The following is a 20,595-nucleotide window of genomic DNA, read 5'->3' as shown; positions in this document are numbered from 1 at the left end:
GGTGAGTGAACTATGTCTGGTTCTAATTCTACCGTATTGACCAGTGTCGGTATCGATATCGGGACGACGACGACGCAGGTCATCATCAGTGAACTCACCGTTTCTTCTTCGGGTATCGGTGCTGTCACTGCCGATATTGAGGAGTCTCAGATTACGTATCGAGGGGAAATTTACGAGACACCACTCGTGGATGAGCACACACTCGATGTCCCTACAATTCAAAATCTGATCGAATCCGAGTTCGAGATAGCGGGCTACTCACCGACAGATATCGATAGCGGGGCCGTTATTGTCACTGGTGAATCCTCTTACAAGGAGAACGCAGAGGAACTGGTGAAGCTACTTGCTGAAGATACAGGGGAGTTTGTCGTTGCAACGGCAGGCCCCGAACTCGAATCAGTACTAGCAGGATATGGATCCGGTGCTGCGACATGGGCTGCAGAAAACCACCAATCGATTCTCAATGTGGATATTGGTGGCGGGACTACAAACATGTGCCTCTTTTCTGGATCGAAGGTCGTGGAAACTCGCTGTCTCAATGTCGGTGGGCGATTGCTTCGATTCACTTCGGATGGCCGTATCACGCACCTCTCTGAGCCAGCAAAGTTTCTGATCGATGCGTGTGAACTCGAGATTCGTGCTGACACGAAACCAAGTGATGAACAGTTGTCTCAGCTCGCTACAGTGATGGTTGATGCTATCTTTGAGACGATTGTCGGAGATTCCATCCAGTCCGACACTAGAGCCCTGACAATCGGGGATACTGAATATTCTACTCGTGGGGTCTCCACTGTCATGTTTAGTGGTGGTGTGGGCCGTCTCGTTCAAGCAGAAAGAAATCCATCGATCGACTCACAATTCACCGTTCATGACTTTGGAGAGGTCCTTGCGTCAAGGATACACTCCCGACTCGAGCAATCGTCTCTTTCTGTCTATGAGCCGACCGAAGATATTCGTGCAACTGTTATCGGGGCTGGTACGCAGACAACATCTTTCAGCGGGACCACTGTACATATCGATGACTCACTACTGCCATTAAAGAACCTCCCCGTCATCGAAGGACCGCCGATTGAATCTGGTCAGGATCGAGATTACATCGCGCATGAAATTGGGTACTGTGTTGATCGAGGGCATGAACTATATGATACGACCAACAGTAACCCGATTGTACTTTCGCTTCCGTTGATTGAAACCCTGAGCTATGATCGGATATCAACTCTCGCTCAGGCTCTAGCGGACGTTTACGAAACTCGATTTACCAACGATCAACCTCGTATTATACTTACACAGCAGAATTGTGCGAAAGCGCTTGCACAGCGGCTGAGAGCTGTCTCTGAATCGTCTGCGCCCCTTATTGTCATCGACGAAATTGCAGCTAACGATGGCGATTACATAGATATTGGTGAGTCGATTATGACTGGCAGGACTGTCCCGGTCGTGGTTAAGTCACTTGCTTTTGGAAACTAACGCTATCAGCTCAAATTGAATTTCTTCCGCAACATTCTATTGGGTTTTGCTATTCCGATTGCGAACCGGCGTTGTTAGTATATTATTGTAACCACCGGCTGTTTGTGTATTCTGCTCTCTATTTGCTTTCGCCAGCAACGCCAGAATGTTACCGAATAAATAGTTCAAAAATCCATTCGGTTGCGACTGCTCACCTAGAATATCGGATACTCGAGATCCCGGAGGGGATTCGGTGGACAAGTCGATGGGGCGCATCTTTCCTGGGTTTGGTCGATCACTCTTGGTTAGTATACTATACTAACTTTCAGCACCCGGTACGTCGTGTATTTCCCTTACATCATCAGACCCCTAATGAGGCGAGCGTGTGTCAATTTGTCCCGAGGATTTAGGCCGCTGGCTCGTGTTTTTGCAAATATCGATGATTTCGAATCGGCAATCGCCACTCACACCACTTGCGCAAGAATCGCTCGAGACACTCGCAAACGCACTGCCGAGTGACGGAGAACTCACATACGAGCAAGCGTACACCACCCTCAAAGATCGTGAAGAGCTCGAGCAGCCAACTGCCGAAGATATCATCGAACGACACCGCAGAGTTGGAACTCGTCGCTATTGCTTTTCGAATACGGACACTTTTATCGAGCGCCCGCATCCCTTGGGGGCGAAATAATATCCTTAGTGGAGTCGTTCGATTTTGGGAATCTGTGTGTCTTTGCGTGACTGATTTTATTTCTTATATATAATTAATTCAATATAAGGGTGGAAAAGATTTTTATTTCGTTGAGCCAGAAAGGACAGATAATATGACGCTCCCTGGCATAGTACAGTGGTGGCTCTCTAGGGATGAGAGTGTTATTTGCGAATGTCGTCACTACGGGACGTCACTCAACACGACCGGACAGACATGACTTACCTGTGGATCGACTGAAACCGTCGGGTTTGGTGTTTAACAAATCACTTTTGACGTAATTTGGCGCTGGTATGATCTTCTACAAAAGCACAAGGTGAGTGTTTTAGGGTCACGTTCCGAGACAACTCACAGAGCGAGAGATATAGAGAGTATAGTTCAGTAGCTAAAGTTTTGAGCGTTTGTACGCACAATTAGCTGCAGAACATCGAGAGTAGCAAGACCAGATGAAAATTAACCTATGAAGCTATTTGTCGGAGGTCGGCTCATTGTTAAACATCGATGATTAAATCACAAATAGGATTACAAGAAAAAGTTCTTGCCATAGATATCGGAAGTACACGATTACAGGCTGTTGTCGGTACGCATAACGGTGAATTTCTCACAGAGGTCAACTGCCAATTTACACAACCGGCTAGACTTATTGAGCAAATTGATGAGGTTATTCAATGGGCACAATCTTACAGTAAATTCGACATTAGCTCTATCAATATCTCTAGCACGGGTCTAATCAGTAAAGAAGACGGTATAATTACCAGCTTGGACTCATCTGAAGGATCTGAATATAATAATATAAGAGTAAAAGATGAGATCGAAGACAAGTATAATGTCAACGTGCTATTGATGAATGACTGCAATAGTGCAGTATTAGGAGAATGGGTTTTTGGAGAAGGAAGCGAATATAATACGGTTGCTCATGTATCAATCTCCACAGGAATTGGTGGCGGTATCGTTCAAAATGGGAATCTTTTAACCGGAGAAGATGGTCAAAGTGCTGAAATCGGACTTCTAACTGTAGACTATTCAAGTGATCATAGTAGCTGCGGGGTAAAAGGGGCGTGGGAAGCGTATTGTTCTGGACGTGGAATTCCTTCGTTCGTGGCGCAGAAATTAACACAAGAAAATAGTGATTCTTCACTTTATTCATATAATAGCTTGAGTGCGAAAGATCTCTTTTACGAAGCAGCACAAGGAGACGATGTAGCGAGAAATTATCTCGACCAAATTGGAAGATATAATGCAGCAGGCATGGGAAATCTGATTAATGCATATAACCCTGGGTTAGTGACACTCAGTGGAAGTGTCGTACTAAACAATCAAGAATCAATATTGAACCCATTATATGAGTATTTGGATTCATATGTATATGTCCAAGAGCCGGATATCACAGTAAGCAAACTAGGTGAACATATTGGTTTATATGGTTCACTGGCACTTTCACAAACACCTCTTTGAAGCTGCTGATCTAATGAATTGATGACTCACACGTGTCAATACTACTTTTGAATTGTCCTGATACTCTAGCATCACCGACAAACGTTGCATCAGTACGGATGCTCCACATGACAACTTAAGTATCATATTATCCATATGATGATGTTCTTGTTCTGTTCCAAGTATCGTTCGACTAGTGTCAAGCCGTTCATCACAGTCTTCAACCCTGATTCTAATGCCCATCAGTGACTAATCTCAACTGGTGTATTATGTTTAATAATCATTGAATTTTATGAAACTACTTCTTATTGTCGGAATATTCATTATCTATTGCGAAATGTCTTTATATGGTATTCATTGGTTATCCAATTACTTATCAAACAGAGCAATTTGATCGCACAGCGTCGATCGGAGGTGCCACCAAATGAGAGCCATCGTTGTGAAACGTGGGAACTCTCACCGGGAACTTGCCGAAGTACCTGACCCAGTTCCCGCGGCGGGCGAAGCACACCTTCGGACGCTGCGGGTTGGCATCGACGGCACAGACCACGAAGTAATACAAGGAAATCACGGTGGATATCCTGAGGGAGATGACTACCAAGTTCTCGGTCATGAGGCCGTCGCTGTCGTTGAAGACGCCAACGGTACTAACCTTGAAGACGGAGACCTTGTCGTGCCGACAGTCCGTCGACCACCAGATGAGACAAACAACTACTTCAAGCAGGTGAGCCTGACATGAAATCTGATGGATACTATGTTGAGCGGGGAATTGTTGGCGCACATGGCTATATGTCCAAATTTTTCACGAGTTCACCGGAGTTTCTTGATTTCGTCCCAGATTCATTCTCAGATTACGGCTTCCTTGTTGAGCCGATATTGAACTCTGAAAAGGTGTTTGAACACGCCGTTGCCTCTCGCTCGGCATTCGAGTGGAACCCGGAGTCGGCACTCGTCCTTGGCAACGGACCGCTCGGTCTTCTTACGCTTGCTTTGTTAGAAACGCCGTCGTCATCATTTAAACGAAACTACTGTCTCGCTCGACGCGACCATCCTGACCCAACAATCGAAATCATCGAGCGTCTCAGCAGTACGTATGTCGGCTCCCGCGAAACACCAGTAGATGGGATGCCCGACGCTCATGAGGCGGTCGACTTCGTCTACGAGGCAACGGAGTATGCGAAGCATGCCTTTGAGACGGTAGATGCGCTCGCACCGAACGGGGTTGGTGCGCTACTCGGCATTCCGAGAGACTGGGAATTTGAGGTTGATGGCGGGCGACTGCACCGCGAAATTGTACTAAAAAACAAAGCACTCATTGGCAGCGTCAACTCCAATGTCAGGCAGTTTGAGGCGGCAAAAGCGCGACTTACGGAATTTCCCGACTGGTTCTTCGACGTATTTGTGACTAGTGTATATGCACCTGATGAGACCGAAACAGCGTTTGAGACTGGTAACGACGTTATTAAAACCGTTGTTGAGTTTGGTACACAGTGATCCGTTTGTGCCAACGGGTGGTCTGATTTCTCGTGAAATCCGCCACTAACAATGAACGTCACTTCATGACGACCATGTCGTGTCACTGTCTAGTGGAAAGATGGGACGTGGAATACGCTCGTATGGCAATTCAGTAAGTCGCTGATTAGTCTCACCAGGTGTCAACGCGAAGAGACGCTTCGCAGCGACTTCTTTCCAGGCTGGACTAAGATATCCACTTTTCAGTACGACGACATCCCGTTCTGTGGGTTCGATTTCGAACCGTCGAACAAATTCAGGGTCGCGGTGGACGTTTGTCCGGCGATCGCTGATTACCACGTCTGTGCCGTCGTCGATCGATATGAGGACGGTCCTGACGGCATCGGTATTGAGATGTCTGACCAATGTTCCTGTAACTTCGAGCGGTGATCTGTCTGGATAGACACGACCGATTGAAAGCGAGACTGTGGTTCCAACGCTTGCTGTGCAGCACGTATCGTAGCTATCGGCGTCAGCAATTACAGCGATCAGTGTTGTTCCGAGGTCGGTTCGGTTCAAAATCTCCGAAAGGAGGTTTGTTGCGTTCTCGCTCGCACCCGCGCCGGGGATGTCACCTGTATCGGCGATAACAACCGGTCGAACATTCGTTTTTATCGCTTCATTCAGTGCGGTCGATGGTTTATGTGCTTCTGTGGTGAATGCAAAACCATGCCGTCGCTGCCAAAACTCGCGTGCAAGATCGGCTGCGGTCTCATCGACGATGGCTGATCCAGATGCGTCCCCGGTCACGAGCGAGTGACATCCCATGTGGGGCGTATCGGCCCATGGGAACCCCAAGAAATAGTTTGCATCGTAGATGCCATCAATTTTATCTGCCTCACGGAGCAGACCGATGAGCGTACGCATTGGTTCTGCCTCGGACTCCGATTGCTCTCCAGATAGTATCATGGGGAGCCGGTTCCATCCTATAGCAAGCGAAACTTTGCCGCGAACAGCAGCGAGCAGCAAATTCGCTGCTCGGGCACCCGTTTCATATACATCGGTGTGTGGAGCAGTTCGATAGCCTGCGATGCCGTCAAGCTGCTCGACCATCCGTCCGGTGATGGTCGCATGCATGTCGAGTGCCGAGGTTATTGGCACATCACTACCAACGGCGTCGCGAACCGCTAAGAGAAGGTTCCCTTCTGGATCAGGTTCGCCTTCAACAAACATTGAACCGTGAAGGTCGAGACAAACCCCATCTATATCCTCGCCGTCGAGTCGATCAACGAGACGCTGTTTTACCCACTCAAATGCTTCTCGCTCGACAGTCGCCGACGGGAGGGCACTCGCACCAATCGTTGGCACAATTTCTACACCATTTTGCTCAAGCTTTTCGACGATACCGCCAAGGGAACGTCCTACGTTATCTGTTTTCAATAGGTCAGTATCGATTGCGGTCGAAAACGCTCCTAATCCGGTCGAACCCTTCGCAAACGTGTTAGTCTCATGGCTCATCGTTCCAACAGCGATTTTCATACAACTCATTTTACGACCAACTATTATGAATAACTCCCTGCAATCTACGTCGCGTCGAGGGCATGATGTTGAACAAATACGCTGTTTGGAAAAAGACTTGGACCTGCGGTCTAAGCTATTCTCTGTCTGATGAAACGGTATTCGTGCCTCTTAGTGTGGCCACGGACGCATCGGCCAGAAGTACGCTAAGAGCGTCATCCCAAGAAGGAGGATTCCTCCAATTTTCATCAGCGGGCCAGCGTCCATCTCATCACGGATAAATGACATGTAAAGCACGCCGATCGCGGCAACTAAAAAGACGAGTGCACCACCGACAACCGGCTCGTTCTTACCAGCGTAGCCGAGACGCAACACGATAGTGGGTATATCGAGTAGCATCTATCCTTTCCCTCCTGTGAGTGCAATACCTTCCATGAAGGTTCGCTGCGCGAGCAGGTATGCAGCAATGACGGGCAATGCGGCCAGGATAACCGCCGCAAGTAGCTGTCCCCACTGCGAGCTATATCGTCCGGTGAGCAGTCCGATACCGACCTGGAGGGGGTACATCGCCGAGTCGTTGAGAATGACCAGGGGCCAGAGGAACGCTCCCCAGACGAAGATAAAGGTGAACACACCCAACGACGAGAGCGCCGGCTTCGCCAGTGGCAGCATAATGCGCGTATAGATTTGAATTGTGCTACAGCCGTCCATCCGCGCCGCCTCAAGGAGTGAGTCTGGAACCCCAAGGAAGAATTGACGCATCATGAATGTCCCAAATGGGTTGGCGATATACAACACCATAATCGCCCAGTACGTGTTCGACCAGTTTAGTGCGTTCATCTCCAAATATAGTGGGACGAGCACCACTTGGGGTGGAATGACGAGCGTCCCAATGACGAGAGTGTAGACGAGTGACTTGCCCTTGAAGTCACCCTTTGCGAGCGCATATCCAGCAAGCGTGTCTAGCACTAACGTAAAGAACACGACACCGACTGCCAACACGAGACTATTGAGAATCCAACGGTCGAGTGGGTTCTGCATCCAGACATTAATGTAGTTGGCAAATGTCGGATTTGCTGGGATTATTTGCCTAATAGTGGTAAATATCTTGTTTTCGGGCTTAAGAGAGGTGAGAAACGCCCAGATGAACGGGATAGTCATGATCGCACTTGCAGCGATCAGGATCAAGTGGGCGACACTCTTTGCGAGCAGATCGTACCACGACCTCTCCTGTTCAACACTTGGTCGATTGTCGTCGAACTCAAGTCCGTCAGTACTCAACGTTATCACCCCAGGTACGTTGTTGCAGGGTGCTCAACCCGAAAACGATGAGGAACAGCACAACTGCGATCGCACTTGCATATCCCATTTCGAACTGCTGGAACCCTGTCTGCCAGAAATAATAGACGATGGTGTATGTTGATCGCACTGGCCCGCCCTGTGTCATCACGTACACTTGTGTATAGACACGGAACGAGAAGATAAGTGTCACGACGACCACGAAGAATGTCGTCGGCTTCAACAGTGGCAGTGTGATGTAGCGGAAGCGTTCCCAGCGATTTGCCCCGTCGACAATCGCTGCTTCATAGAAATCGTCTGGGATGCCTTTCAGCCCAGCAAGGAAGATGACCATGTTAAAGCCAATATGCTTCCAGATGCTCATGAGTGCAATTGATGCCAACGCTGTGCTTGAACTTTGAAGCCATGATAGCTGCGGCAGTCCAATCGTTCCAAGTGCGGCATTCAACAAACCGTATTCGGGATTATAGAGCCACGACCAGATGAGTGAAACAACAACCCACGAAGTTACGACAGGGAGGAAAATCGCGCCAGAGTAGAACTTCGTCCCGCGGAGGTTCATATTCAATAACAGTGCTAACCCAAGCGCGATAGGCACGTCGAAGACGAGGAGCGCGAAGCTGTATCCTGCGGTGTTAATTATTGCATTCCAAAAGACCGGATCATTGAACAACCTCACATAGTTGTCTAGACCAACAAAGGGATGCGATTGTGCTAGCGGGGCCCATTCGTGAAGGCTGATGTAAAAAGCTCCAAGAAACGGCACAAGGAGGATCGCCGCAAAGAGAACCACCTTTGGCAGCACAATGGCATACCATGACAAGTCGGTATCGTTCTCCCCAACATTCGAGACTGACAAATATCCACTAAAGCGACGTCGAATGCGCTGTAACTCTTGTGACTGTGCCATGGTTAGAGTAATGCGTTGATGTCTTGGGCTGCCTTATCAAGCGCCTGTTTCGGGTCCGTCCCCTGCCACATTGCCTGCGCCTGTGTATGAACACTATCCCACATCTTCGACACTTCCGGATGGCTTGGGAACGAAACCGTATTCTCCATCTCTTGAGCGACCGGCTTTAGTTTTGGATTGTCCTTGATGAATTGCTTGAAAGTGTCCGTTTCATATGCATCCTTACGACCAGGAAAGCCACCCATAGATTTTGTCACGGACTTTTGAACTTCCATCGAGTTAATATAGTTCAGCCATTCTAGCCCAATTTCCTGGTTTGCACCGCCGCGACTTGGAATGCTATAAAATACTCCAGCACTCCATGTATGGCTTTTATCTATCTGTGGGCCACTTGGGTATGGAATGTATTGCCAGTCTAGCCCACTGTCGCGCAGACGTGGGTAGTTCCAGGACCCAGCAAAACACATTGCCGACTCCCCAGCGAGGAGATCCTCAATAGCTAAGGTTCCACCTGGGTTACGTGCAATGATCGACTTATCCTTGACAATCTTGGGTTGCAGGAAGTTCGCTGCCTCTAGTGCAGCGTCGTTGTTGATCATTGCCTTTGTACCATCGTCGTTGAGATAGCCGCTTCCGTTCGAAAGCGCGAAGCAGTCAAACCCTTCGCCTGCCGACATCGAGTAGCCGGTTCCATGCTCTTTGGCTAGCGTATCGACCCAAGAGCCGAATTCCTCCCAGCTAGGACGGCGCGTAGGGTCAGGTACTTCCAGTCCTGCCTCCTTGAACATCTTCTTGTTAATTGCGACTAAGCGGCAGTCTGCGTACCATGGCACTGCCCACAGCGTCCCATTATAGCTAGCGTTGCTCCTTGCAGCCGGGACATAGTCGTCAGGGTTGAAACCGTTCTTTTCGAGATCAAGTGCGACTCCTTTGTCAGCAAATCGTGGAACCCAGAGGACCGAAAGCGCCAGGCTATCTGGGGCGTTTCCGGCAGGGATGGCCGTTGTTGCCTTCGCTAGGTAGTTCTCGAACGGATAGTACTCCCAGCTAATGTCGGATATTTTGTCGCTCTTTTCTGCAAGAGCCTTCGCCTGTTTCTTTCGAATCGGTGAGAGACCAGGGTCATTCCATGCCCACAGCGTTGCCGATGATTCACCGTTTCCGCCTCCGTTACCGGAGCCGCTTCCATTGCTATCACCACTGCCCGAACAGCCAGCTAAACTTGCTGCACCAGCCGCACCGGCCATAGTCATGATCTGTCGTCGAGTAAGATGTCTGTTGCTCATACTACCCTTGAGAGAACATACAGGTGATATACAATAAATCTTAGGTACGTTATAACATATCTAGCTAGAGCCTTGCCAGTTCTGACCAAAGCGCACACACATACCGTATGTGCGAAATCTCGAACTTAGGCGCGAGCGTTCACGTCGACGTTGGTAGCAGTGGAGACGTTTCGCGATTTGATCGCCTCGCCGGTTTCGGCGTCGAAGAGATGCATCTTTTCCTCAGGGATAACAAGGTTAAGCGTCGTTCCGGTTTCGACCACCTGCTCTCCATTGAGCGTCACCGTACACCGGTTACTGCCAATGTCGACGTAAACGTAGGTAATCTCCCCCATTGGTTCCGTCACAGAAACTGGAGCCGAAATCGAACCGGGTTCGTTGCCTGTAGCAATGTCGAGGCTTTCGGGACGAATACCGAGCGTCAATGGACCTTCGTGTCCAGCAAGTTCTTCCCGGGTTTCCTGTGAAAGTTCCTGCTGGAAACCATCGTGAACCAGCGTGCCATTGGTGTACTCGACCTCAAAGAAGTTCATCGACGGGGATCCAATGAAACCGGCGACGAATCGGTTGTTTGGCTCGTAATAACATTCCAATGGCGTCCCAAGTTGTTGAAGCTCACCGCCATCGAGGATGGCAATTCGGTCGCCCATCGTCATCGCTTCGGTCTGGTCGTGCGTAACGTAGATCGTAGTGATTCCGAGATCCTGCTGGAGATTCTGAAGTTCAGTACGCATTGTCGTCCGAAGTTTCGCATCAAGGTTCGACAGCGGTTCGTCCATCAGGAATACTTCTGGTTCCCGGACAATAGCGCGTCCAAGCGCGACGCGCTGTTGTTGGCCGCCCGAAAGTTCTCCCGGCTTCTTGTCAAGTAAGTCATTAATGCCCATCATCTCTGCTACCTGCTCTACGCGCCGATCAATATCATCTCCCGACATGTTCGTCGACATCTTAAGCCCGAAACCGATGTTTTTTCGGGCGGACATATGCGGGTACAGTGCGTAATTCTGGAAGACCATTGCAATGTCGCGCTCGGTAGGTGGTTGATTCGTGATCGAGTCACCGTTGAGGAGAATTTCACCGCTGGTGACCGACTCCAGTCCGGCAATGCAACGAAGCGTCGTCGACTTCCCACACCCCGATGGACCAACAAAGATGAGAAATTCTCCATCTTTAACATCGATGTTCAGATCGTCAACTGCAATGATCGACTGATTCTCGTCCGCGAACTCTTTCCGGAGGTTGCGGATGTCTAACTTACCCATACGAAGTCACTACATGGCGCATTGCGATCGACCATAATAAATTTACAGGTAACTTCATGAGTTGAGGGCGATCGTCGCATAGACTATTCACGCAATGTCGGCTCAAACGATTCAGCGGCTTCACGTGCGGAAAGAGTGAGATCAAGTGTTTTTACTGCGTCTTCGAAATCCGATCGCACATCGACATGTTTCGATGTCTTCGCCCATGTACTGTCACGTTCGGCTACTGCACGAATAAACGACTCAAACTCACGAGCATACCAATTGTCATCAGTCTCGAACTGAACTACCTCGCCGTCGACGGTGCCCGAGAGCGAGTGATCACTATAGTCGAGTTCGAGATACGCATCTTCTGCGGCGATGCGCACCTCGAAACGGAAGGTCGGGGAGGTGCAGGTCGAGGAAATGTGTGAGACGACACCCGACTCGTGATCGAGCGTCACCGACGTCGCGTCCTGAAAGTCGATTTCGTCAACGAGCAACTGGTCGGTTCCACTCCCAACCACATCCGTTACTTCACCGGCGAGGTATCGGTGGAGGTCGTACACGTGCGTCGACTGTTCGACAATCTGTCCACCCGAGTGCCTTTGCTCTTGCCACCATGGTGTCTCGGGAATCGGAGCCCAATATGTGCTATCGATGTGACCGATCTGACGGCCATCGAGCAATTCAATTGCTCGCTCTGTTATATGTCCATAGCGGCAGACATAACCAACCTGTGCAAGGATATTCGATTCTTTGATTCGTCGCGCTGTCTCGCGCGCTGTGTCGAGAGACAGATCGACTGGTTTCTCGACAAAAACGTCGATGTCGTGCTTTGCTGCTATCCGTTCGTAGTCACCATGAGCAAATGGTGGAACAGTCACGACGACCGCGTCAATCGATTCGGATCTGAGAAGTTCCACTCCGTCAGTGTATGCTGTGGCGTTCTGAGAGGTAGCGGCTTCCTGCGCTCGGTTCTTGTTGACGTCGGCGATGGCCGCTAGTTCTACGTCGATAGTGTCCCCGTTGTGATTTTTCAGTCCCCCATCTATCGCATTATCCAGAGTTTCTAAGTGAACCGAAGCGATGCCTCCTGCGCCGATGAACCCGATCGAGAGTGTCACGCTCACCCATACTCGTTCACGAGGTGTTAAAAGTATCCGCTATTGAGCGAGGAAAGTGATTTTACATAAATCTATAAATCAGCGTAAAGAGCACATTGGTATACATGAGATTTGCACTCAATCAAATGGGGTTCCCAGAGACCAGTCTTCAAACGAATGCAGAACTCCTTGCAGCCGCCGGATATGACGGTATCGAACCGAATTTGACCGTCGACGGGCCGCTGTGGGATGACGAGGTGGTCGATGAATTCGCTGACCGAGTTGACGAACTCGGGCTTGATGTTCCCGCCGTATCAACGACAATCCACTGGGAGCAGCAGTTATCGAGCGCGGACGAAGAAACACGCATGGCTGGCGTCGAGGCCGGTGAACGGATGATTAAAGTTGCAGATACACTTGATGCTGGGGCTGTGCTTATCGTTCCAGCTATCGTTGACGAGGAGACATCCTATGATACGGCATACGACCGTGCGCTAGACTCAGTTCGGCGCCTCGCCGAGGTTGGAGCTCAAAATGATGTGGTAGTCTGCGTAGAAAACGTCTGGAACAACTTTTTGCTCTCGCCATTGGAGTTTGCCAGATTTATCGATCAAGCATCTGAATCCGGGCCGGTCGGGGCATATTTCGACGTTGGAAACGTCAAGCGCTTCGGTCATCCTGAACAGTGGATTCGAATCCTCGGCGAACGAATCGAACGCATCCACGTGAAAGATTACCGGGCCGATGTAGATACGATAGACGCCTTCACCTACCCATTGGAAGGTGACGTCGACTGGACGGCCGTTACTGAGGCACTGTTAGCCATTGGCTACGACGGATGGGTGACGGCCGAAGTACCACCGTACCGGACAGCACCCGAACGAATGCCACCGCGCGTCTGTTCTGATCTCAACTATCTTTTCTCGTAGTGTGAGAATCGCGGCGTCGCCCTTTCGTCTAGGTCTGACGTGTGACGATATCAGATTATTGTTAACTTGATGGGCTTCGGCACAATGTTTATTATTGTTGACTTAAATTTCCTTGCGTATGCATCTCACAGCAATAGTTGCACATCCCGATGACGCGGAAATCTTTTGTGGCGGAACGCTCGCCAAGCACGCCGACCGCGGTGATGACGTGACGATAGTCTACATGACTCGCGGCGAATATGGTGGCTTCGACACGACCGAAACAGAAGTGGCAGCCACGCGTGAAACTGAAGCTGAAGCTGCCGCTGAAACGCTCGGCGCTGAAGCGGAGTTCCTTGATTTTGAGGATGGTCGCATTACGTACTCGATGGAAAACCGACTTCAGTTAGTGGACGTACTCCGCGAACACCGACCGGACATCGTGCTCACGCACTTCGGCGATGACATGCATCCTGATCACCGAACAACCTCTCAGTTGGTGAGCGACGCATACTACATGTGCTCGCTCCCACTATTGAAGACGGAAGCAAAGCCGTGGGAACCACAGAACGTCTATTATTTCGGCAAACCAACGTCCTCGTTCGAACCCGAGATGTATATTGACATCGGTGATTACCAATCGACAAAGGAGGAGGCAATTCTCAAACATGAATCGCAGGTTGAATGGCTCAAAGAGCACGGCGGCATCGATGCGGAGTTTGATGGACTCATTGAGGACACACGCGCCGAAGCTCGTGTATTGGGTCGCACTCGTGGAGTCAAATTCGCTGAAGGCTTCGTTCCACTCCATAAAAGTGCCACTGAGTTTCTTAGTTGAGTATAGCCCGCCTTTCTATAACATTCGAGGGTAGCGTATTGACAGAGACGGTAGCCCATTTGATTAGCTACCACTTTAATATAATATTTGACATAGTAGTGATCTCCTCTCTGGCTTACGACTGTAGTACTGTAACGGTTTACAGGTGAAATGAGGGGTGGGGGAGTGTCTTTCTTTAACGGCCGGAGCGATTCCATACGACCGAAATTTAGTCACATTTATCAATGAAATGTGTGGTTTGTCAAAATTTATCATGGTCGTGTATGTATTGTCGAGCTATGCCAGGATGCGACGAATCGGTCGAGAACGCAAGTGCGCTTGGAGACGCATTTAGTGTGCAAGATCACGTCTTCTCAAAGAAACAGTTCCTCGATGTCGGATACGTCCCTGATCCGGATCATATCGTAGCTCGGAACGAGGAGATTCGCCGTCTGGCAGGCTCGCTCACTCCCGCCATTGTAGGAGAGGAACCGAACAATGTGTTCCTGTACGGGAAAACAGGAACCGGAAAGTCACTTTGTGCCAAATATACTACTCGTCGGGTCGTTGAAGGAGCACAAAATGATGTTTCGGTCGGCCGCGTTATCGTCGACTGTTCACAAGAGAACACCGAGACTCGTGCGATCAGGGCAACTGTACGGGGATTAAACGACCCAGAAATGACTGGGCTCACCGTTCCCGAAACGGGGTTTGGACGCTCACGATATTACAGTCTTCTCTGGAACATTCTTGATACACGCTTCGACGTCGTACTTATCGTCCTCGACGAACTCGACCGGCTAGAAGGAACGGACTTTCTCATGCAACTATCGCGTGCAACTGAAGCGAACAAGCTCGAACGCTGTTCGGTTGGTCTCATTGGTCTCAGCAATAAGATGAAATATCGGAATCGGCTCGAAGAACGTGTTAAAAGCAGCCTCCAAGAGCGCGAAATCATCTTCACACCGTACGACCGCGATGCACTCCGTGCGATAATCCGAAGTCGGTCAAACGCCTTCAACAGCGACGTACTTTCCGACGACGTGGTATCGAAGTGTGCAGCTCTCGCTGCAGACGAACATGGCGACGCACGAAAGGCGATTAACCTGCTTCGCCACGCTGGTGAACTCGCCACAACAAACGGAGCAGATAAAATCACTGTCCAGCACGTGCATAGCGCCAATAACTTAGCTGAGCGTGACCGAGTCAATGCGCTTCTCGCTGGGTCGACGATTCAGCAGAAAGCAACGCTACTCGCAGTCGTCTCGTTAGCACTCGTCGAGAAGACAAGGACGTTTAGGACACCAGAAGTGTATGCTGCCTACGAAGATATCTGCGTTGAGTTGGGCTTGGAGACGCTCTCGAAGCGGCGCATCCATGACCTCTTGCGGGAGTGGGAGTTCCTTGAAGTGCTCGAAATCACTCGGACGGGTGGTGGACGAGCTCGTGGGAGTTATCTCCGGCATCGCCTGCTTGAGGATCCGTCGGTCATCCGTTCAGCGTTTGAGAAAAGCGACCGATTTGCTCGGATCAGCACTACGGCCGGTACGACTACAACTACTTGGTCGAATATCTAAAGAATATAGTGAGAGTTCCATTGGTCAGGTGACCCGTAGTTGTTTACACACAAATTCTTGCTGGGGAAGTTTTAATACTGATAGTTCCGCACATTAGAGTTGATGCAACGAATCGGGTTAGTGGGTAGTGGCTTTATGGCCATGACTCACGCTACCAGTTACCAAGAAATAGAGTGTGCCGAGGTGGTTGCGGTCGCATCGCTTGATGAGGATCGAGAGACCTTCGCGGCGGAAAAAACACCGGACGCCGACGTCTACAACGATGCCGAGAAGATGATGGCTGAAGCTGACATCACGGCCGTCGATATTTGTACACCGACGCCGACGCACCGACCATTCGTCGAGGCAGCCGTCGAACACGAACTGAATATATTCTGTGAAAAACCACTTGCTCGTACTGTAGAAGACGCAGACGCAATCGTCGACATAGTGAGCAATACTAGCATCACTTTTATGACTGGTCATGTACTTCGATACTTTCCCGAGTACGTTGAGGCGAAACGACGTATCGACGCTGGTGAAGTCGGCATACTAGGCACTCTACACACCGAACGCCTCTCGTCGCCGCCGCGATATGGTACTAACTCATGGTTCGGTGACAGAGAACAAAGTGGGGGTGTACTACTCGATATGGCAATTCATGATTTCGACTATCTCCGCTGGGTCGTGGGTGAGGTTGACCACGTGTTCGCCCGCACTGCCGAGTGGGATGATGGCCACCTGAATGAGCATTCTTCGGTACTACTACGCTTTGAAGATGGAACGGCCGCTCATGTTGAGGCGTCATGGGGTTACCCAGAAGGATCACCCTTTATTACCAGCTACGAACTCGCCGGTGACGAGGGGCTGCTAGAGTTCGACGCACGAGACGAGAATGCCGTTCGTATCTCTGGTGGTGCAGAGGGAACAAATGCCCCTGTCAGTCCGCTGGCGAAGAGCCCATACACGAAGGAACTCGAACACTTCATCGACTGTGCCGAGAATGGACGCGACCCAGATATCTCACCGGATGATGCGCGTCAAGCGGTCAGAATCGCTCTCGCGGCTATCGAGTCAAGCGAACGCGGTGAACCCGTCTCACCCATGGAGGTGGGCGCATGACTGTACGAATCGGTATTTGTTCGACCGCGCATCTTCATGCTGACTCCTATGCCGCCTCGCTATCTGATCGAACGAACACCGAGCTCGTCGGTGTTACCGATGTCGGTGACCATGTCGACAACACACGTTCGAAAGCTGATGAGTACGGTGTCGATTATCTTGACCCTGACAAGTTGCTTGCCGAGGCTGACGGCGTTATCGTCTGTTCGACGAACGCTGATCACGTCGCGTGGGTTGAACGTGCCGCTGACGCTGGCGTTGATGTTCTCTGCGAGAAACCCCTGGCACCGACCGTTACCGAAGCGCAGGAGATGGTCAATACCTGCCAAGAAGCGGACATCAACCTTGGTGTCGCGATGCCGCTTCGCTTCTGCCAACCGGTTCGAAACGCGAAAACGGCGATGGAAAATGGCGTGCTTGGAGAGTTGAAATTCCTCAGCGGAACGAATCGCGGGCAAATGCCTGGTGGGTGGTTCGTCGACTGCGAAGCGTCCGGCGGTGGCGCAGTGATGGATCACTCGGTACACATCCTCGATATCGTGCGCTGGATTACCGGCGAAGAGGTCCAAGAAGTGTATGCCGAAACGGATACCCGATTCCACGACATTTCTGTTGAGGATGTGAACCTCCTATCGATGACACTCACCGACGGAACGGAGTTCGTCCTCGACGGGTCGTGGAGCAAACCCGACGAGTGGGACTTCTGGGGGGACGCGACGCTTCGACTTGTTGGCACAGAAGGAGTCGTCTCCATTGACTGTTTCGACCAAAAAATAAAGCAGACGCGTGATACTGGCGACCCTGGGATTCAGTCGGTGTATTGGGGGTCAAATCCTGACGACGGGCTCGTTGCCGACTTTGTCAACGCTGTTGCGGAAAACCGACCGCCACTGAAAACGGGTGCAGACGCCGTCAACGACGTCGCTGTCATCGAAGCAGCTTATGAGTCCGCAGAGCGAACCAAGTCTGTCACCGTGGAAACGGTCGAAACCACGGTTCCGACAAACTAAATGGATGTTGAAGATGTCATCATTGTCTAGTTAAGCTAATTTGAGAAGCGAGAAGTTCAGTGGTTTTGGTGTTTATGCTCAACCAAGAACTGCTCAGCGAGACGTTAGAGACGGCGAATGTTGGGAGTATGAGCGGACGGCGACGTTTATGAGACGCGTTGCGTCTCGTTCGCGCACCAGACATCGGAGATATCTGGGGACGCCCGTCAGGCCGTTCACCGTCTGCCTCCACGCGACCAATTGTTCTCTCAGAGAGATAAAAACAATTCTTGCGTTTCTTGGCGTGGAACAGCCGAAACATACGATCATCCAATAAATATATAAAATTTCTAATATATTTTCTGACCCGTCGGCGACGCCAACGTGGGTCGCGGTGGACGAAACCGTTGTCAAAACCAACAGTGAATGGTCTTGGGGAAACATCGCAATAGAAACCGAAACTAAGCTGTTACTCGATGTCAACGTGTTTGATCGGCATGGCACTGACTCGGTGACTTCGTTTCTGGCTGAATTGGCCGAAAAACACAATCTTTCAGACCCTGTGTTTCTCGCTGATGGCTATGGGTATCGGACTGTCCCCCTTCAGATGGGATTGAACGGTTAGCTCAGCTACACTGATCGAAACAAGGTTTCAAACGCTCAACCACCGGATTGACCCTTCCATACGTCCAGGGTAGGCAGTCGGCCCTGCGTCCAGAGCTGTCTTGAGTAGTTTGTGCATTACTGTAACCATCAGTGACCACATCAATCGCTCGACAATCAAGCTCCTGTCAAAGAAGAGCTAAACTAGACGGTTCCCAGATGTTAATATGGCCTAATATGTGACTTTGACCGGTTTACCCTGTTCGACTGACTCGTATGCAGCATCAATAACTGCAGCAGTCCGGACGGCATCTTCGAGGGTTGTCGCAGGGGCGGACCCACCCTGGATAGACATGACAAAATCCCGAAGGAGGGCGTTGTTCGGGTCAGCACCCCAGTAAATGGATTCATTGTGCATTCCCTGAGCAGTGTCTTTGACATGTGTGTACCGGTCGCCGAAGCAGTCTGCTGAAAACGTTGATTTTGTCCCCACGAGCTCGACCCTACCATCACCCCAAAAAGAGTTCTTCTGCGGTGTACTCCACGACCCATCGAGAAAGAATGAGGCACCGTTTGAGAGCGTCATCGACAACAAATTCACGTCTTCGACCGGAAGATCGTAGAATCGAGTATCCGTTTCGGCATATACCTCTCGAACTTCCTCACCAGTAATCCAGCGCACGATATCGACGATATGATCTGTGTGGTCGGCAACAGCTCCACCACCGGCCAGTCCAGGGTTGACAAACCATCCCCCCGGCATTCGACCGCGGTTGACTCCCGAGACGGCGACGAGTTCGCCGACTGATCCTGCTTCGTATCGCTCTTTGAGTTGCCGCATCGGGTGACTGTAACGAAGCGGCATTGCCATTCCTGTGACGACATCGCTCTCATCACACCGGTTCTGTATTGACTTCGCTTCCGCAAGTGACGTCGCGATCGGTTTCTCCAAGAGAATAGCAACGTTATGCTGGAGTGCAAGGTCGATTAGCTTGTCATGAGCAGCAGTTGTCGAACAAATAATAACTCCCTCGGCTACCTGCATTAGTTCTCGATGTGACATTATCGACGTGCCGACGGCATTCGCTCGTTTACGCGCTTGGTCAGTCGTCTGATCCGAGATTCCAACAAGGTCAACTTCTGGTAATTTCGACAGAAGCGCTGCGTACACCCCAGCGTTAACGTGGGCGGTTGAACAAATACCAATGGGAACTGTCATAACGAATCCTCCGAAATCGTAATCGGTAGTTCCTCGTCGATAGACTGGCGCACAGCGATTGTGACTCGCGAGGGATTGATCGGAGTGATATTCGATGGGGGTTTTTCACTGTCCTGAATTTGGGTAACGAACTCACGTAGCACCCGACCCCGACAGTCGTCTTCCGGCCGATCTACGTTCAACGACTTTGAATTTTCTTGGAGCGCAGATGTTGCATCACGCTCATTGAAATCGAGACGCCCGTGATTGCCACTATACTCGACATTGACGCGTGGCGAAGGAGTACATTCTTTGCTCCACGTCGTTTCGATGGTCGCTCGTCCTCCGTCCTGGAACGTGAGCACAGCATGTGCGTGGTCATAACGCTCGCTAGAGCGAGCCCGAACGAAGACGCGTCTGACAGCACCGAATGTCCAATCAAGAACGTCAATATCGTGCGCGAGAACAGAACAAAGCACTTCCACGTAGTCGGTATCGGCCATGACGCCGTCATACGAGGTGTTCCATCCTGGGCCGCCAAATGGTGCGGTTCGCTTGATTCTGGCGACGCCAATTGTTCCAATAGCACCTGTTTCAACGTCCGACCGGAGTCGGCTGTACAGCCGTGAGAAGCGGTGTGGGGAGTCTGCCATCAACCACCCCTTCTCGTTCGACGCTCCTGAGACAAGTCGATCAAACTGCGCCTCATTGAGCGCGAATGGCGGATCGCAGCGAATCGGTATTCCCGCATCAAGAGCTGCGTTGAGCGAGTCGTCGTAGGCTGCGCCCGGTCCACAGATGTCCACCCCATCTACGTTATTGTCCCGAAGGGCGTGGGCTAATGAATCGTAGACCGGTGTGTCGAGTTCGTCAAGTGACTTATCGGTAGGTTCGACGGCCCCACAGACGGTTGCCTCGTCGAACCGTTTGTAGCGTTCAGCATGCGCTTGCACCGCCGCCCTTTCTCCAACCATGACGATGCGAGACATAGGGATACGTCT

Annotated in this window: 17 protein-coding genes and 2 pseudogenes; 10 read left to right on the top strand and 9 right to left on the bottom strand. The window is 50.7% G+C overall.

The features are described 5' to 3' along the window. The first annotated feature begins 12 nt into the window (after positions 1–12). The 4 genes and pseudogenes from OOF89_RS15605 to OOF89_RS15590 all read left to right on the top strand — a co-directional run bounded on the left by OOF89_RS15605 (position 13) and on the right by OOF89_RS15590 (position 5,083). Positions 13–1,467, top strand: a complete 1,455-nt coding sequence (locus tag OOF89_RS15605; protein WP_266080006.1) for an ethanolamine ammonia-lyase reactivating factor EutA — start codon at positions 13–15, stop codon at positions 1,465–1,467. A 418-nt stretch (positions 1,468–1,885) separates the two neighbouring features. Continuing rightward, positions 1,886–2,137, top strand: a complete 252-nt coding sequence (locus OOF89_RS15600; RefSeq protein ID WP_266080005.1) for a hypothetical protein — start codon at positions 1,886–1,888, stop codon at positions 2,135–2,137. A gap of 519 nt (positions 2,138–2,656) precedes the next feature. Next, positions 2,657–3,610, top strand: a complete 954-nt coding sequence (locus OOF89_RS15595) for an ROK family protein (RefSeq protein ID WP_266080004.1) — start codon at positions 2,657–2,659, stop codon at positions 3,608–3,610. A gap of 403 nt (positions 3,611–4,013) precedes the next feature. Further along, a pseudogene (locus tag OOF89_RS15590) lies at positions 4,014–5,083 on the top strand (glucose 1-dehydrogenase). Positions 5,084–5,146: 63 nt separating this feature from the next. Here the strand turns inward: OOF89_RS15590 and OOF89_RS15585 are convergent. From OOF89_RS15585 to OOF89_RS15555, 7 genes are all read right to left on the bottom strand, one after another. Beyond that, a complete protein-coding gene (locus tag OOF89_RS15585) occupies positions 5,147–6,580 on the bottom strand; it encodes a M81 family metallopeptidase (RefSeq protein WP_266080003.1) in 1,434 nt (477 codons plus the stop codon). Between the two features lie 150 nt (positions 6,581–6,730). Then, positions 6,731–6,958 (bottom strand): hypothetical protein, encoded by a 228-nt coding sequence (locus OOF89_RS15580; RefSeq protein ID WP_266080001.1) that lies wholly within the window; start codon positions 6,956–6,958, stop codon positions 6,731–6,733. After that, on the bottom strand, positions 6,959–7,849 hold the full coding sequence (locus OOF89_RS15575; RefSeq protein WP_266079999.1) for a carbohydrate ABC transporter permease: 891 nt from the start codon (positions 7,847–7,849) through the stop codon (positions 6,959–6,961). It lies immediately after the preceding gene. Next, positions 7,830–8,768: a carbohydrate ABC transporter permease gene (locus tag OOF89_RS15570; RefSeq protein ID WP_266079997.1), complete on the bottom strand. Its 939-nt coding sequence runs from the start codon at positions 8,766–8,768 to the stop codon at positions 7,830–7,832. Before OOF89_RS15570 ends, OOF89_RS15575 begins: the two co-directional genes overlap by 20 nt. Positions 8,769–8,770: 2 nt before the next feature. Then, positions 8,771–10,021: an extracellular solute-binding protein gene (locus OOF89_RS15565; RefSeq protein ID WP_266079996.1), complete on the bottom strand. Its 1,251-nt coding sequence runs from the start codon at positions 10,019–10,021 to the stop codon at positions 8,771–8,773. 158 nt (positions 10,022–10,179) lie between these two features. Next, entirely contained in the window at positions 10,180–11,316 is a 1,137-nt protein-coding gene (locus tag OOF89_RS15560) for an ABC transporter ATP-binding protein (protein ID WP_266079994.1), read from the bottom strand. 83 nt (positions 11,317–11,399) lie between these two features. Further along, positions 11,400–12,422 carry a Gfo/Idh/MocA family protein gene (locus OOF89_RS15555; protein ID WP_266079992.1) on the bottom strand — a complete coding sequence of 341 codons (1,023 nt, stop codon included), beginning with the start codon at positions 12,420–12,422 and terminating at the stop codon, positions 11,400–11,402. Positions 12,423–12,547: 125 nt separating this feature from the next. Between OOF89_RS15555 and OOF89_RS15550 the strand changes: the two genes are divergently transcribed. The 6 genes and pseudogenes from OOF89_RS15550 to OOF89_RS15525 all read left to right on the top strand — a co-directional run bounded on the left by OOF89_RS15550 (position 12,548) and on the right by OOF89_RS15525 (position 18,553). Beyond that, positions 12,548–13,330, top strand: a complete 783-nt coding sequence (locus tag OOF89_RS15550; RefSeq protein WP_266079990.1) for a sugar phosphate isomerase/epimerase family protein — start codon at positions 12,548–12,550, stop codon at positions 13,328–13,330. Between the two features lie 118 nt (positions 13,331–13,448). Beyond that, positions 13,449–14,147, top strand: coding sequence for a PIG-L deacetylase family protein (locus OOF89_RS15545; protein ID WP_266079988.1), 699 nt, complete (start codon positions 13,449–13,451; stop codon positions 14,145–14,147). Positions 14,148–14,425: 278 nt separating this feature from the next. Continuing rightward, on the top strand, positions 14,426–15,703 hold the full coding sequence (locus tag OOF89_RS15540; RefSeq protein ID WP_266079986.1) for a Cdc6/Cdc18 family protein: 1,278 nt from the start codon (positions 14,426–14,428) through the stop codon (positions 15,701–15,703). 102 nt (positions 15,704–15,805) lie between these two features. Then, a complete protein-coding gene (locus OOF89_RS15535; RefSeq protein WP_266079984.1) occupies positions 15,806–16,804 on the top strand; it encodes a Gfo/Idh/MocA family protein in 999 nt (332 codons plus the stop codon). Further along, positions 16,801–17,814, top strand: a complete 1,014-nt coding sequence (locus OOF89_RS15530) for a Gfo/Idh/MocA family protein (protein WP_266079982.1) — start codon at positions 16,801–16,803, stop codon at positions 17,812–17,814. Before OOF89_RS15535 ends, OOF89_RS15530 begins: the two co-directional genes overlap by 4 nt. 40 nt (positions 17,815–17,854) lie before the next feature. Beyond that, positions 17,855–18,553, top strand: a pseudogene (locus tag OOF89_RS15525) (IS6 family transposase). Between the two features lie 75 nt (positions 18,554–18,628). Here OOF89_RS15525 and OOF89_RS15520 read toward each other — a convergent pair. Both OOF89_RS15520 and OOF89_RS15515 read right to left on the bottom strand, forming a co-directional pair. After that, positions 18,629–19,615, bottom strand: coding sequence for a Gfo/Idh/MocA family protein (locus OOF89_RS15520; protein ID WP_266079980.1), 987 nt, complete (start codon positions 19,613–19,615; stop codon positions 18,629–18,631). Further along, complete coding sequence (locus OOF89_RS15515) at positions 19,612–20,583, bottom strand: Gfo/Idh/MocA family protein (RefSeq protein WP_266079978.1); 972 nt, start codon at positions 20,581–20,583, stop codon at positions 19,612–19,614. Before OOF89_RS15515 ends, OOF89_RS15520 begins: the two co-directional genes overlap by 4 nt. Positions 20,584–20,595 lie beyond the last annotated feature (12 nt).

Source organism: Haladaptatus caseinilyticus (assembly GCF_026248685.1).
Lineage (GTDB): Archaea > Halobacteriota > Halobacteria > Halobacteriales > Haladaptataceae > Haladaptatus > Haladaptatus caseinilyticus.
This window is presented reverse-complemented; position numbering and strand designations above follow the sequence as displayed.